Origin of the sequence: Labedaea rhizosphaerae (genome assembly GCF_004362825.1) — a bacterium.
Lineage (GTDB): Bacteria > Actinomycetota > Actinomycetes > Mycobacteriales > Pseudonocardiaceae > Labedaea > Labedaea rhizosphaerae.
In genome coordinates this window covers 941,304-957,788 of record NZ_SNXZ01000003.1, presented here as the reverse complement: position 1 = coordinate 957,788, position 16,485 = coordinate 941,304, and the positions used below count along the sequence as shown (strand labels likewise).

The following is a 16,485-nucleotide window of genomic DNA, read 5'->3' as shown; positions in this document are numbered from 1 at the left end:
GATCACGCCCGACGCCCAGCTCAGGAAGCGGACATCCGCTCGCGCAGGCTCAGCGGGCGCATGTCCGTCCACACCTCGTCGATGTAGGCCAGGCACGCCGCTTCGGTGCCCGTCTTCCCGGCCGCCCGCCAGCCGTCGGGCAGATCGCGGCCCTCCTGCCAGATCGAGTACTGCTCCTCGTGGTTGAGCACCACGGTGAACTGCCCGGCGGTCGTGTCGGTCTTGTCGTTCATGCGATTGCCCTTTCCTGGATGATGTCCTTGTCCTTCACCACGACCGGATCGGGGATGGCGTCCGGCAGTTCGTCCTCCAGCAGCCGCACGCTGCGCTTGCGCCACGCGGCCACGCCGATCAGCACCGCGAGCACCCCGGCGGTCATCACCAGCCACGCCATGCCCCGGCCCGGGTGCCCGGCCGATGCGGCCAGCGGCTCGAACACCCCGGAGACCAACGGTCCGGCCAGCCCGAACCCGATCGGGATCATCAGCCAGCTGATCATCATGTTCGCCGCGAACACCCGGCCCTGCAGGTCCAGCCCGACCTTCGTCTGCACGATCGCCGACCAGTGCGCGTTCAGCACCGCGGTCCCGAACCCGGCGCCGAACAACCCGAGCGCCGGAAACAGCGAGTTCGGGGCTAGCCCCATGACGAACATCGAGCCGCCGATGATCCCGAAGCAGCTCAGGATGCCCGTGGTGCGACGGCGGAACCCGCCCCAGACGCTCATGACCGAGCTGCCGACCACCAGGCCGATGCCACCGGCCGACATGACCAGCCCGAGCGTCGGCACCGAGCCGAGGTCCAGCACCAGCGGCGTGGCCACGACGTCGACGATGGCGAACATGAAGTTCAGGGCCGAGGTGAACACGATGATCCCCATCAGGCCCGGACGGCGCACGAGGTAGCGCCAGCCGCCGGTGACCTCCTTGGCGAACGGCTCCTCCAGCTTGCGGAACATCCGGTCCGGGAACCGCACCAGGGCCAAGGTGATCAACGCGAAACCGAACGACAGCAGGTCGACGACCACGATGCCGGTCAACCCGATGCCGATCGCCAGCGCACCGCCGAGCATCGGGGCGAGCACGGATCCGGTCGCGCCGCCCAGCTGGGCCAGGCCGTTCGCCTTGCCGTAGTAGCGCTTGGGCACCAGTTGCGTGACCGCGGCCCGGTAGGCCGGTTGCTGGAACGCCACCGCGACCGCGCCGAGCGCGACCAGCGGGTAGATCTCCCAGCCACGCAACGCGTCCGTCCACAACAGACCGACCAGCGACAGCGCCGTCGCCGCCGAGACGGAGTCGGCCGCGAGCATGATCTTGCGCCGGTCCCACCGGTCGGCCAGCGCTCCGGTGATCGGGGCCAGCACCACCGCCGGGAGCAACGCCATCACGCTCACCAACGCGAACAGCGACACCGAGCCGGTCCGTTGGTACACCCACACGCCCAGCGCGAACGTGGTCAGCCCGGACCCGATCAACGACACGAACTGCCCCAGCGCCACGAGCAGGAACGCCCGCATGTCCGCCGGTGGCGGCGGCGCGACCGGCGTGCCGGGTCCCTCGTCGATGAGGGCCGCCAGCTGGTCGGCCTGGTGCTGGTGGAAGTAGTGCCCCGCGTTCGGGATGACGTGCAACGACACCGAGTCGGAGAAGTGCATCCACTCCGACGTGCGCTCCTGGTAGAGCTCGGTGGCCCGGTCGCCGTCGCCGACGACGACCACGATCGGCGCCTTCAGCTTGCGGTAGCCCCGGCCGTGGAACGCGTCGGTGTAGAAGTCCTCGCCCGCCTGGGTGTCGTCGATGAACACCCGCATCAGGAAGTCCTTCTCCTGATCGTCCAGGACTTCGGTGAACAACCCGGTGGCACGCAGGAACTCCATCGCCCGCCGCTTGGACATGACGCGCTGCATCGGCATCAGCTTGCGCATCAACTGCTGGTAGCGGCCGGGCAGCCGGGGTGCCGGGAAGTGCCCGCCGATGTAGACGCGCACCAGGTCGACGCCCTCGTCCTCCAGCCGCCGGGCGATCGCCATGGTGAGCGCGCCGCCGATGCAGTGGCCGTAGAGGGCCGTCGGGCCGGTGACCTTGGCCTTGACCTCGTCGACGACCCGTTCGACCAGTTCGTCGAAGCCCAGCGCCTGCTCGGTCTGGTTGCTCAGGTCGTGCCCGGGCGGGTCGATCGCGAACAACGACATGTGCCGCGGCAGCGCCGCCGCGAGTTCCTTGTAGTTCAAGGCACCCGCGGCCGCGAGCGGCACGGCGACGACCGACAGCTCGGCCTGGCGGGGCGTGGTCAGCTCGTGCAGCACGCTCCTGACGTGAGTATTGGCCGCCTGGGTGCGGGCGCCGCCGACGTGCGCGCTGAACGCGCGGATCGTCGGGTTGGTGAACAGGTCCATCACCGTCGCGGGCACGCCGAGGTCGCGCACCGCGCGCACGGCCTTGAACGAGTCGCCGCCGAGGTCGAAGAAGCTGTCGTCGATGCCGAGCGACGCCACGCCCAGCAACTCCGACCAGCGCTGGACCAGCATCGTCTCGAACGCGTCGCGCGGTCCCGCCCCGGTCGGCTCGGTGGTCGGCTTCGGCGGGGCGGGCAGCGCCTTGCGGTCGACCTTTCCGTTGGGGGTCAACGGGAACGACGGCAACACGACGAAGGCCGAAGGCAGCATGTAGTCCGGCAGGCTGCCGCGCAGGTGTTCGCGCCACTGACCAGCGTCGGGCCCAGCGTCGGACTCGGCGGCTCCACCGGTCAGCGTCACGTAGGCGACGATCGCCTTCTCCGCGCCGTCCCCGCGCACCACCGCGACCGCGCGGTCCGCCGCCGGGTGCTCGGCCAGCCGCGTCTCGATCTCGCCGAGCTCGATCCGGTGGCCCCGCACCTTGACCTGGTTGTCGTTGCGGCCCAAGAACTCCAGGCTGCCGTCGTCGCGGAACCGGGCGAGGTCTCCGGTCCGGTAACGACGGCCGCCCGGAGCCCCGTACGGATCCGGCACGAACTTCTTCGCCGTCTCCTCGGGCCTGCCGAGGTAGTCCCGCGCGAGGCAGGCACCACCCAGGAAGAGTTCGCCGGGCACCCCGATCGGCACCGGCCGCAGCCGCTGGTCGAGCACCTGCGCCGTCACCCCGGCCAGCGGCTTGCCGATGGTGATCGGGTCCGACCCGGACGCGATCTCGGCCATGGTGGCCCAGATGGTCGCCTCGGTCGGGCCGTAGACGTTGACCAGCTTGCCCACCAACGGAACCAGTCGTTCGGCCAGCGCCGCGGGCAACGCCTCACCGCCGCACACGGCGGTGAGCCCGGGCCGCCCGGCCCAGTCGTCGGAGACGAGCAGCTGCCACGTCGCCGGGGTCGCCTGCAACACCGTGGCCCGCTCGCGCACGAGCAGGGCCGCGAGGTCGGCGGGGTCGTGCGCGACCTCGCGGGTGGCCAGCACGACGCGGGCGCCGCAGGTCAGCGGCAGGAACAGCTCCAGCACGGAGATGTCGAACGCGACCGTGGTGACGGCGACGAGCGTGTCGTCGGGGTCGAGGTCGAGCCGGTGCCGCATCCCGTGCAGGAAGTTGACCACCGAGCGGTGCTCGATCCGCACGCCCTTCGGTTTGCCGGTGGAGCCGGACGTGTAGATCACGTAGGCCAGGTTCGCACCGTCCACAGTAGGCAGTGCAGCGGTGCTCGCGGGGTGGTCGTCGTCGGCCAGCACGACCTTCGTGTCGAACTGGCGGTAGCGCTCGGCCACCTTCCGTTCGGTCAGCAGGACGGCCGCGCCGGAGTCGTCGAGCACGTGGCGCTGGCGTTCGGCCGGGTAGTCCACGTCGAGCGGCACGTACGCGGCCCCGGCCTTGAGCACGGCGAGCAGCGCGACCGACAGGGTCACCGACCGCTCCAGCGCGACCGCCACCAGCGACTCGGTGCCCACGCCCGCGGCCCGCAGCACACCGGCCAACCGCTCGGCGCGCTCGTCGAGTTCCTTGTAGGTCAACGACTTCGGCCCGCACGTCACGGCGATCCGGTCCGGGGTCCGCTCGACCTGGCGGCGCACCAGCTCGTGCAACGCGCAGTCCGGCGGCGCACCGGCCGGGTCGTCGCCCGCGGTCAGCCCCAGCCCGGCCTCGGCCGCGGTGAGCAGGTCGATCTCGTCGAGCGCCACGGCCGGGTTGGCGGTGACCTCGGCCAGCACCCGCTCGAGGTGGCCGAGCATCCGCTGCGCGACCGCCGGTGCGAACAGGTCGGTGTTGTACTCCAGCCGGCAGTCCAGCCCGGCGTCGGACTCGAACACGATCAGGCCCAGGTCCACTTGGGACACCCCGAGGTGCACCGGCCGGTACGTCGTCCGCAAGCCGGTCAGCGCCAGCCCGTCGCCTGGCGTGTTGAGCAGGTTGAACAACACCTGGAACAACGGGTTGCGGCTCGGGTCCTTGGGCGGGTTGAGCTCCTCGACCACCCGCTGGAACGGCGGGGCCTGGTGGGCGAACGCGCCCAGCGCCGTCGACCGGACCGCGGCCAGGTGCTCGGCGAAGCTCGCCGCGCCGTCGACCTGGCTGCGCAGCACCAAGGTGTTGAGGAAGCAGCCGACCACCTGCTCCTGCTCGTCGCGCATCCGCCCGGCCACCGGCGAACCGACGCAGATGTCGGTCTCGCCCGAGTAGCGGTACAGCAGCGTCTGCAACGCGGTGAGCACGGCCATGTACATCGTCGCGCCGTGCGCGCCCGCCAGCGTGCGCAGCCGGCTGGTCAGCTGCGGGCTCAGCACCCGCGTGGCGACCGCGCCGTCGAAGGTCTGCACCGGCGGCCGCGCCCCGGTGGTCGGCAGGTCGATGCCGTCGGGCACCCCGGCCAGCTGACGGCGCCAGTAGTCCAGATCGGACACCAGGTAGTCGTTCTCCGCGCAGTCCGCGTACTGGACCGCGGGTGGCAACGGCGACGGCTTGCCCGCGCGGTGCGCGTCGTAGAGCACGGCGAGTTCGTGGTGCAGCACGCCGAACGACCAGCTGTCGCACACGATGTGGTGCACGGCCAGCGCGAGGACGTGGTGGTGCTCGGCCACCCGCAGCAGGCGGAACCGGAACAGCGGCCCCTCGGCCAGGTCGAACGGTTGCCGCGCGGCCGCGCGCAGCACGTCGTCGACGTCGGCGGCGGGCACCTCGACCACGTCCAGCTCGACCGGCACCTCGTCGCGGATCACCTGCAGCGGCTCGCCCTCGGGCGCCTGGAACACCGTGCGCAGGGCCTCGTGCCTGCGCACGACGTCGCGCAGCGCCTCGAACAACGCCGTCGTGTCCAGTTCGCCGTGCAGATCCATCGCGTTCAGCACCGTGTAGGCGGCCGGCTGGTCGTGGGCCTGGTCGAGGAACCACATCCGCCGCTGCACGGGCGTTGCTGGGATTGGAGTCGCTGGGATTGGCGTCGCTGGGATCGGGCCCGTCCGCCGCGCAGGTTCAGGGGTGGCCGCCGGGCGCTCCGTGGTCACGGCCCTGGTCACCGCCGCGGTCATGCCGCGCACGGTCGGGTGCTCGAACACCGCCTCGATCGGCACGGTCATGCCGAACCTGCTGCGCAGCCGCGACACCACCTGGGTGGCGAGCAGCGAGTCCCCGCCCAGGTCGAAGAAGTTCGCGTCGGGCTGGACGTCGGGGACGCCCAGCAGTTCGGTCCACACGGCCGCGATCCGCGACTCGTCGTCGGTGAGCTCGACCGCGCTGGTCACCACCGGAGCCGTCACCGTTGCCGGTGAGATTGCGGCCGCAGGCGCCGGGGCGCCGACCGACCGCGTGGTGCCGGCCGCGAGCCAGAAGCTCTTGCGCTCGAACGGGTACGTCGGCAGCGGCACGCGCCGGCCCGGCTGTCCTTCGCCGAAGGCGGTCCAGTCGACGGGCGCGCCCGCGGCCCAGACGCCACCGATCCCGGACAGCAAGGTCGTCACGTCGTCGGTGCCGCGCCGCATCATCGGCACCGCGTCGCCGCTGCTCTGGTGGCTACTGGACTGGCGGATCACCTTGCTCAGCGAGTTGCCCGGCCCGACCTCGGCCGTGATCAGCCCGGCCCGCACGAGTTCGGCCGCGCAGTCGGCGAACCGCACCGGCCGGCGCAGGTGCGTCGCCCAGTAGTGCGGGTCGGTCGCCTGCTGGGCGGTGATCCACGTGCCCGTGGTGTTGGACAGGTAGGGCCGCTCGGGCGCGTGCCACGTCACCCGGCTCGCCTCGGCGAGCAGCCCGTCCACCGCCGGTTCGACCATGGCCGAGTGGAAGGCGTGCGACGTGCGCAACCAACGGCGCCCGACGTCGCGTGCTTCCAGTTGTGCCGCAACGGGTTCCAGCGCCGCGCGCGGTCCGGCGAGGACACACGCCGACGGCCCGTTCACTACGGCCAGCGACACGTCGCCGCCGACGAGGTCGAGGACGTCGTGCTCCGGCAACGCCACCGCGAGCATCGCGCCGGCGGGCAGGTCCTGCAGCAACCGGCCGCGGGCGGCGACGAGCCGCAGGCCGTCCTCGAGGGAGAACACCCCGGACAGGCACGCCGCGACGTACTCGCCGATGCTGTGCCCGGCGTACGCGGTCGCGGACACCCCGCGCGCGATCAGCATCCTGGCCAGCGCGTACTCGGTGACGAACAACGCGGGCTGGGTCAGCCACGTCTCGTCCAGTGACGGTCCGTCGCCGTAGAGCGCGTCACGCAGGTCGATGCCGAGCAGCGGCCGCAGGATGTCCGCGCAGGTGTCGACGGTGTCCCGGAAGACGCCCGGCGTCGCGTACAGCCCGGCGCCCATGCCTGGGTACTGCGCGCCCTGGCCCGGGAAGACGAACGCGAGGTCGCGGTCGGTGCCGGTGCGCGGGCTGTCGGGCCGGCGCAACGCCTCGGCGACCGATTCCCGGCTGCTGCCCACCACGAACCGGCGGTGGGTCAGGCGCGTCCGTCCCTTTTGGAGGGTGGCGGCCACGTCGGCCAGCTCGGCCTGGGGCAGGTGGTCGGCCAGGCGGGCGGCCATCGCATCGAGCGCCGTGGGGGTCTTGGCGGACAAGACGACCAGCTGTGGCTCGGCCGTCGGCGCAGTCGTCGGCTTGGGCGCCTCGACCGGCGGTGCCTGCTCCAGGATGACGTGGGCGTTGGTGCCGCCCATGCCGAACGAGCTGACCCCGGCCCGCAGCGGACCGTCCGCGACCCAGGGCGTGGGCGCGGCGGTGAACCGGAACGGGCTCGCCGGGAAGTCTGCTGTGGGATTGGGTTCCACCAGGTTGACACTGGGCGGCAACGTCTTGTGCTCCATGGCGAGCACCGTCTTGATCAGCCCGGCGACCCCGGCCGCCGCGCTGGTGTGCCCGATGACGCCCTTGACCGAGCCGAGCACGCAGTACCCGGTGTCAGTGGTGCTGGCCCGGTAGGCCTTGGTCAGCGAGCTGACCTCGATCGGGTCGCCGAGCACCGTGCCGGTGCCGTGCGCCTCGACGTAGCCGATCGACCGGGGCGAGACCCCCGCGTCGGCGAGCGCGCTGGTGATGACGTCGACCTGGCCGTCGACCCCGGGTGCGCTGAACCCGGCCCGGGCCCCGCCGTCGTTGTTGACCGCGGAACCGCGGATGACCGCACGGATCGGGTCACCGTCGCGCAGGGCGTCGGCCAGCCGCTTCAGCACGACGACACCGACGCCATTGGACGAGATCGTGCCGCGGGCGCCCGCGTCGAACGGCCGGCAGTGGCCGTCGGGCGACATGATGCCGCCGGGGTCGTAGCGGTAGCCGCGGCGCTGCTGCGGGTCGATGCTCGCCGCGCCCGCGATGGCCACCTCGCACTCGCCCGCCATCAGGCTGCGCCGGGCCATGTGCACGGCGACCAGCGACGTGGAGCACGCGGTGTTCACGCTGATGCTCGGGCCACGCAGGTCGAGCTTGTAGGACGCCCGGATCGGCAGGTAGTCCTTGTCGGTGGCCAGCTGCAGCTGGTACTCGCCGATGGCCCGCGCCACGTCCGGTGCGGCCGCGATGTTCTCGGTCAGGTAGATGCTGCGGCTCGCGCCCGCGAAGACCCCGACCTTGCGGCCGCTCTGCTCGGGGGCGTGCCCGGCGGTTTCCAGTGCCTCCCAACAACATTCCAGGAAGAGCCGGTGGCCCGGGTCGAGGATCTCCGCTTCGCGCGGGCTGATGCCGAAGAACGCCGCGTCGAACCGGTCGAGCCCGTCGAGCACGGCCCCCGAGGTGACGTAGTCGGGGTCGGTGAGCCAGCTGGGGTCGGCGCCGTCGGCGATCATCTCCTCGGCGCTGAACTGGCGCACCACGTCCGTGCCCGCGGTGATCGTCGACCAGAACTCCTCGGGGTTGCTCGCCCCCGGGTACCGCAGCGCCATCCCGATGATGGCGATGTCGCCGGTGCTCACCGTGGTCTTGGCCGCGGCCTTCGGCGCGGGTGCCGCCGCGCCGAGGAACCGCGCGAGCGCGCTGATCGTGGTGTGCTGGAACAGATCGGTGACGGTGACCCGCTCGCCGAACTCCGTGCGGAGCTTGCGGTGCATCTTGAGCAGCAGCAGCGAATGGCCGCCGAGGTCGAAGAAGTTGTCGTTGAGCCCGACGTGCTCGCGGCCCAGCAGCTCACCCCAGATCCGCGTCAGCACCTCGGTGACCCCACCGGTCACCGGCGCGGGCGCGGTCCGGGCCTGCTTCAGCGACGGCAACGCGGCGTGGTCGACCTTGCCGTTCGCGGTGAGCGGCAGGGCGTCGAGGAAGACGAAGTTGGCGGGCGTCATGTACGCGGGCAGCGCCTCGCCCAGCGCTTGTCGCAACGCGGCTTCGGTCGCCTGACCGACCACGTAGGCCACCAGACGCCGATCGCCCGGCTCGTCCTCGCGGACCTTCACCACCGACGCGGTCACCGACGGCTGCCGGGCCAGCAGGTGCTCGATCTCGCCCGGCTCGATCCGGTAGCCGTTGACCTTGACCTGCCGGTCGATCCGGCCGAGGTACTCCAGCGTGCCGTCCGGTCGCCACCGCGCGAGGTCGCCGGTGGCGTACATGCGTTGCCCACTACCGGCGAACGGATCGGGGACGAACCGCTGCGCGGTCAGGCCCGGCCGGTTCAGGTACCCGCGCGCCACCCCGGCGCCGCCGATGTACAACTCGCCGGGCACGCCCGCGGGCAGCGGCTGCAACGCCGCGTCCAGCACGTACAGCCGGGCGCCGGTGACGGGCCGCCCGATCGGGACCGCGCCGGAGTCCGGGAAGTCGTCCGGGATCGTGTACCCGGCGCAGCCGACGGTCGTCTCGGTCGGCCCGTAGTGGTTGTAGAGCTTGGTGTCCGGCGCGTTCGCCCGCCAGAACCGCAGCCGCTCCGCGGTCAGCTGCTCGCCACCGGAGACGATCGCGCGCACCCGCCCGGCCGCCTCGCCCGGCTCGAGCTGCCCGGCGAGCAGGTCCAGGTGCGCCGGGGTGATCTTCACAAGCCCGAACGGCTCCGACCGCGACCGCAACAACTCGCCGAGTGCTTCGGCGCCGCCCGACAGCAGGTGCACGCCGTGGCCCGCGAGCAGCGGCACCAACAGGCTCGTGACGGTGATGTCGAAGGCCGCCGACGAGTGCACCGGCGACCCGCCTTCGAGCGGGTAGTTCCCGCCGGCCCAGCCGACGTAGGTCGCGACGCCGCGCTGGGTGACCAGCACGCCCTTGGGCCGCCCGGTCGAGCCGGACGTGTAGATCACGTACACCACGTCGTCCGGCCCGGTGCGAACCGGCTCGAACGCCGCCGCGGCACCAGGCCACTGCGGGGCGGTGACGTCGACGACGGGACCGGCGAAGATCCCGGGCCGGCTCAGGATCAGCGCCGGCGTCGCGTCCTGCTCGACCCAGCGCAGCCGGTCGACCGGGTGCGCCGGGTCCAGCGGCAGGTAGGCCGCGCCGGTCCTGGCCACGGCCAGCATCCCGACCACGAGGTCGATCCCGCGGTCGAGGCACAACGCCACCAGATCGCCGCGCCCGACGCCGCGCGCGTGGATGGCCCGCGCCCACGCCTCGGCGGCGGCGTCGAGTTCGGCGTAGGTCATCGTCTGCGCGCCGGAGGTGACCGCCACGGCGTCCGGAACCCGGGCCACCGCACGGGCGAACAGTTCGGCGAGCGACGGCGTCTCGGCCGGCAAAGGCGCGCCGATGCCGGGCGCCACCTCCTCGTCGGCGACCATCGGCAAGGTGTGCACCGGCCGGTCCGGCTCGGCCACCGCGGCGTCCAGCACCCGGCGCAGGTGCGTGGCCAGCCGCCGCATCGCGTCCTCGTCGAACAGGTCGGTGCTGTACTGCAGCCATGCCTGCGCACCGCGGACGATCAGGCTGAGGTCGGCCTTCGTGGTGTCGTCCGGGACGTCCACGGCGGTCGCGGCCACGTCACCGAGGTCGGGCAGCGGCACCTCGCCGTCCTGGTAGGCGAACCGCACCTGCACCAGCGGCGTGCGGCCCGGCAGCCGCTGTGGGCGCAGCGCCTCGACGACGTGTTCGAACGGCAGGTCCTGGTGCTCGAACGCACCGAGCATCGTGTCGCGGACGCGTTCCACCACCGTGGCGAAGTCCGGCGCACCGGCCAGCGACGTCCGGATGGCGAGCGTGTTCAGGAACAGGCCCACCACCCCGGCGACCTCCGGGCGCTCCCGGTTGGCGATGGAGATGCCGGTGAGCAGGTCCGTGCGACCGGTGTAGCGGCCCAGCACCACCTGGTACGCGGCGAACAGCACCATGGCCGGGGTCGCCTGGTGCTGCTTGCACAACGCCGCGAAGCCGGGCGGCGCGGGCCAGGCGAACTCCACGACCGCGCCCGCGTCGGACTGCGTCGCCGGACGCGGTCGCGTGGTGGGCAGGTCGAGCACGGTCGGCGCACCCTCGAGGGCCGCGCGCCAGTACGCCAGCTGCCGTTCGCGCTCCGGCCCGGCAAACCGTTCCTGTTGCCACACGGCGTAATCCGCGTACTGCAGCGCCGGCTCGGCCAGGGCCCGGTCGCCGCGGTAGAGGTCGCCGAGCTCGCTGACGAGGATGTCCATCGAGCGCGCGTCGGTCGCGATGTGGTGCAGCGTCAGGACGAGCACGTGGTCGACCGGGTCGAGCCGGAACAGCGTGGCGCGCACCGGCGGCTGGGCGGCGAGGTCCATCGGGCGGGCGAGCTCCGCCGCCAGCTGGCCGCGCAGCTCCGCCTCGGTGGTGTCCACAAGGGACAGTGGCACGTCCGCGGGCTCGGCGACGATCTGCACCAGCGCGCCGTCGGCGCCGTCGTCGTCACCGGCGTAGGTGGTGCGCAGGCTCTCGTGCCGGGCGGCGAGCGCGGTCAGCGCGCGCCGCAGCGCCGCGACGTCCAACGGCCCGGACAGCCAGTACGCCAACGGAAGCAGGTAGTTGGTCGCGCCGGGCGCCTGCCGGTCGAGGTACCACATCCGCGCCTGCGCGAACGACATCGGCGCGGGGCCGGTCCCGCCGCGCCGCGGGATCTGGTTCGCGTTTCGCGTCCGGGCCCGCAGCACCTGCCGCAGCGCGGCCATGCTGACGTCCGGGGTGACGCCGTCCTGCACGCTCATCGCGCACCGCCGAGCAGGGCCGCGGCCACGTCGTCCACAGTGGAGCCGTGGGCGTCGTGCAGCTGCGCCGCCAGCTTGCCCGGCGTGTGGTTGATGAACAGGTCGCGCACCGGCACCGCCACGCCCAGCGCCTCACCGAGCAACGCCACCAGCCGGGTGGCGATCAGCGAGTGGCCGCCCAGGTCGAAGAAGTCGTCGTCGCGCCCGACCCGGTCGAGGTCCAGCGCCTCGGCGAACACGGCGATGACGACCGCCTCCAGCGCGCTCTGCGCGGGCGTGGCCGTGGTGTGCACGACCGGTTCCGGCAGGCTCTTGCGGTCGAGCTTGCCGGTCTTGCCGCGGGGGAGGGTGGCCACCGCCATGATCACCGACGGCACCATGTAGCCGGGCAGCCGCGCGCTGAGCCGTTCCCGGCACTGCGCGACGATCCGGTCGTCGTCCTCGGCCAGGATGTAGCCGACCAGGCGCTGGGCCGCCTTGTCGTAGACGACCGCGGCGGCCGCGACCTCCGGGTGCTCGGCCAGCGCGACCTCGATCTCGCCGAGTTCGACGCGGTAACCCCGGATCTTGACCTGGTCGTCGGTGCGGCCGAGGAACCAGATGACGCCGTCGGCGTCGCAGCGGGCGAGATCACCGGTGCGGTAGAGCCGTTTCCCGTCGTGGTCGGGGATGAACCGCTGCGCGGTCTGGACCGGTTTGCCCAGGTAGCCGTGCGCGATCCCGTGGCCGCCGATGTGCAGTTCGCCGACGACGCCGACGGGGGCCACCGCGCCGTGCGCGTCGAGCACGCGGGCGATCACGCCGTTGACCGGCACGCCGATCGGCGGCAGCGGCGCCCACCGGGCCGGGTCCTCGTCCAGCGTGCAGGCCACCACGATGTGGGTCTCGGTCGGCCCGTAGTGGTTGTGCAGGCGGGCCTGCGGCAGCTTGGTGAACATGCCGACGACGTTCTCGTTGGCCTGCACCTGCTCGCCCGCGGTGACGACGTCGACCAGCCGCGCCGGGATCCGGCCGGTGCGCGCGATCGTGGCGGCCAGCTCGTTGAGCGCCACGAACGGCAGGAAGAGCCGCTCGATCCTGTTGTCGCACAAGAAGTCCAGCAGGGACACGGAATCCCGGCGCACGGTGTCCTCGACCATCACGACCGTGCCGCCGACCGCGAGGGTTCCGAAGATCTCCTGCATCGACACGTCGAAGGTCAGCGCGGTGAACTGCAAAACCCGGGCCGGTGCGCCCAATCCGCCGTCGGTGCGCTGCCAGGTCAGCATGTTGATCACGGCCCGGTGCGGCATCGCGCAACCCTTGGGCTGACCGGTCGAGCCCGACGTGTAGAGCAGGTAGGCCAGGTTCTCCACGTCCAGCACCGGATTCGGTCGCCGGTCGGTGCCGGGCGGGACGTCGGCGAGCTGCAGCACGTGCGGGGTGGTGACCCCGTCGGGGTGTGAGCCGTCGGTCAGCAACACCGATGCCTTGGCATCGCTGAGGATCGCGGCTTGACGGGCCGCCGGGTCCTCGATGCTGAGCGGCAGGTACGCGCCGCCCGCCTTGAGCACGCCGAGGATGCCGACGACGAGGTCCAGCGTCCGCTCCAGGTGCGTCGCGACCAGCACGTCCGGCCCGACGCCGAGCTCGGCCAGCGCACACGCCACGGCGTTGGCCCGCCGGTCCAGCTCGGTGTAGGTGAGCGTGGCGCCCGCGCACTCCAGCGCGATCGCGTGCGGGGTGCGGGCGACCTGCTGCTCGACCAGGGTGTGCAGGCACTCGGTCGGGCGCGGCGCGACGAAGCCGACCTCGTCGTGGCCCAGCGGCAGCTCGGACAGCCGCACGCCCGGGTCCGCGGTGACCGACCACAGCACGTCTTCGTAGTGGCGCAGGATCCGCTCGATGGTCGCCGGGTCGAACAACTCCGTCGCGTACTCGGCGGTCAGCATCGGCTTGCCGAAGGGAAAGTCGAAGTTGATCAGCAGGTCGAGCTTCGCCATGCCGTTGTCGTACTCGGGGCCGAGGCTCACCGTGAGCTCGCCCGCGTGCACCGGCGCCACGGTGTCCTGCAGCACGAACATCGTCTGGAAGAGCGGGTGGCGGCTGAGGTCCCGGTCGGCGCCGACGTGCTCGACGATGCGCTCGAGCGGCACCTCGCCGTGCCTGGTCGCGTCGAGCAGCACGCCGCGCACCCGGTCCAGCAGGTCGGCGAACGACGGGTCGCCGGCCAGGTCGGTGCGCACCGGCAGCGTGTTGACGAAGAAGCCGAGCAACCCCGCCGCGTCGGGGTCCTCGCGCCCGGCCGCCGCGATGGCCGACACCAGGTCGTCCTGGCCGGTGTAGCGGCGCAGCACCGCCTGGAACACGGCGAAGAGCACGTGGAAGTTCGTCGCGCCGTGGTCGCGGGCCAGGCGCTGCACGGCGTCCCACAGCTCGGCGGGCACGGCGCGGTCCAGCCGCTTGCCGCGGTGGGTCGGCTCGCTGGGCCGGGGCCGGTCGGTGGGCAGGGGCATCTCGGCCGGCGGCGGGTCGAGCAGCGCGCGCCAGAACGCGAGACCGTCGTCGAGCCGGCCGCTGGCCAGCTGGGCGCGCTGGCGCCGGGCGATGTCGCCGTAGGTGGCGGCCAGCGGCGGCAACGGCGAGGGGAGCCCGGCCACGAACGCGCGGTAGAGCTCGCCGAGCTCGTGCACGAACACCCGCGCGGACCACCCGTCGGAGGCGATGTGGTGGGTGGCGAAGAGCAGTTCGTGGCGGTGCTCGGCCAGCCGCAGCAGCGCGAACTTGATCAGCGGCGGCTGCGTCAGGTCGAACACGGTGTGGGCGAACGACTCGATCAGCTCGTCGCGCGCGGACGGCGGACGATCACGCAGGTCGACCTCGGGGATCGCCACCGTGACGTCGTCGACCACGAACGGCACCGGCTGCCCTTCGCGTGCGGTGAACCCGGCGCGCAACTGGTCGTGGCGCCGCATGATCTCCTCGACCGCCGCCTGCAGCGACGCGCGGTCGAGCGGACCGGACAGCCCGACCACCATCGCCTCGGTGTGCCGCGAGGTGTCCGGCAGCAGCTGCTCGGTGAACCAGAGCCGTTGCTGGGCAAAGGAAACGACGGGTTCGTCGGTCGTGGTGTCGTCGACGGTGGTCACGGCCAGCTCGTCCACAACCGCGGCCAGCGCCGCGATGGTCGGGTTGGCGAAGAGGTGGTGCGCGCGGACCGGCTTGCCCAGCTCCTGCTCGACGCGGGTGGCGATCCGCAACGCCATCAGCGACTGGCCGCCGATCGCGAGGAAGTCGTCGAACACCCCGACCGAGTCCAGGCCGAGCTCCGCGCACCACAACCGGGCGATCGCGTGCTCGGTGGGCGTGCGCGGCGCGGTGGTGTCGCCGGCCAGGCGCGGCGGCGCGGGCAGCGCCCGGCGATCCACCTTGCCGTTGACGGTCACCGGCAGTTCGTCCATGACGACGTAGCGGGCCGGCACCAGGTACTCGGGCAGCGCGCCACGCAAGTACGCGGCGAGGTCCGGGTCGGTGCCCGGCTCGAGCGCGACGTACCCGACGAGTTCCTTCTCGCCCGGCTGGTCCTGGCGAGCCAGCACGGCCGCCTTGCGCACCGACGGGTGCCCGTTGAGCGCGGTCTCGATCTCGCCCAGCTCGATCCGGTAGCCGCGGATCTTCACCTGGTTGTCGCCGCGGCCGAGGAAGCTCAGTTGACCGTCCTCGCGCACGACCGCCCGGTCGCCGGTCCGGTAGAGCCGGGCGCCGCCACCGCGCGGGTCCGGCACGAACCGCTGCGCGGTCAGCCCCGGCCGGCCGAGGTACCCGCGGGCGAGTCCCGCGCCGCCGAGGTAGATCTCGCCTTCGGTCGCCGGGCGCAGGTCCTCGTCGAGCACCAGGGCCTCGATGCCGTCCACCGGCGTCCCGATGGCCGGCACGCCGTCCGCGACCGTCGGCACGATCGAGAACGTCGCGACCACACTGCACTCGGCCGGCCCGTACTCGTTGACGAACAGGAACGGCAGCCCCGGCGGGGTGAAGCGGGTCAGCCGGTCGCCGCCGGTGCGCAGCACGCGCAGCTTGGTGTCCGCGGGCCAGTCGAGCTCGACCACGCCCTCGGCCACCGCCGTCGGCAGGTCGCAGTGGGTGACGCCGCGGCGCACCAGCCAGTCGCGCAGCGCGCTCATCGAGCCGCGGTCGTCGGCGCCGGGGATGACCAGCGCGCCGCCGGTGGCGAAGGTCTTCCAGATCTCCAGCACGCTGGCGTCGAACGCCGGGCTGGCGAAGAGCGCGGTCCGGTCGTCCGGGCCGAGCTCCCACTCCCGTCTGCCCCAGGCCACGGCGTTGGCCAGGCCGCGGTGCGGCACCTGGACGCCCTTCGGCCGGCCACTCGAACCCGACGTGTAGATGACGTAGGCGAGCTGCTCGGGGTGCGGGTCGTCGGTGAAGTGCTCCGCCGACCGCTCGGCCAGGTCCGGCACGAGCACGTCCGGTATGAGCAGGCTCGGCACGTCGAGCTCCCGGTCGGCGACCACGGCGACCACGTCCGCCTCGTCGAGCACGGTGCGCGTGCGCGAGAGCGGGTCGGTCGGCGCGATCGGCAGGAACGCGCAGCCGAGCTTCATCGCCGCCAGTTCCGCGACGACCAACGTGGCGGAGAGGTCCGCGACCACGGCGACGATGCGGCCCGGCGTCGCGCCCGCGGCGACCAGCCGCGCGGCGACCGCGTCGGCCGCGGCGTCGAGTTCGGCGTAGCTCAACGACTCCGTCGCGGTGAGCACCGCCGGTGCCTGCGGCCGTTCGCGCACCCAGCGGTCGAACTCGGTGAGCACTGACGGGCGGCCCGCGGAGACGTGATCGATCGGTTGCGCCGGGGCAGCCACGTGAAGACCTCGCTTTGTTTGCCGGGAAATTGGGTTCGACCCACGCTTGGCTGTGCGCGTTCCCGAGCCGGGCCCACAGGGCAAGCCAGACAATCC

The 16,485-nt window shown here is 72.4% G+C and carries 3 protein-coding genes; all 3 read right to left on the bottom strand.

Features of this window, described 5'->3' with window-relative positions:
• Window positions 1–20: 20 nt before the first annotated feature.
• The 3 genes from EV186_RS21595 to EV186_RS21585 are packed head-to-tail and all read right to left on the bottom strand — an operon-like array spanning window position 21 to window position 16,389.
• On the bottom strand, window positions 21–233 hold the full coding sequence (locus tag EV186_RS21595) for an MbtH family protein (RefSeq protein WP_133851100.1): 213 nt from the start codon (window positions 231–233) through the stop codon (window positions 21–23).
• Window positions 230–11,530 carry a non-ribosomal peptide synthetase/type I polyketide synthase gene (locus EV186_RS21590; RefSeq protein ID WP_133851099.1) on the bottom strand — a complete coding sequence of 3,767 codons (11,301 nt, stop codon included), beginning with the start codon at window positions 11,528–11,530 and terminating at the stop codon, window positions 230–232. Before EV186_RS21590 ends, EV186_RS21595 begins: the two co-directional genes overlap by 4 nt.
• Window positions 11,527–16,389 (bottom strand): non-ribosomal peptide synthetase, encoded by a 4,863-nt coding sequence (locus tag EV186_RS21585; RefSeq protein ID WP_166659259.1) that lies wholly within the window; start codon window positions 16,387–16,389, stop codon window positions 11,527–11,529. Before EV186_RS21585 ends, EV186_RS21590 begins: the two co-directional genes overlap by 4 nt.
• Window positions 16,390–16,485 lie beyond the last annotated feature (96 nt).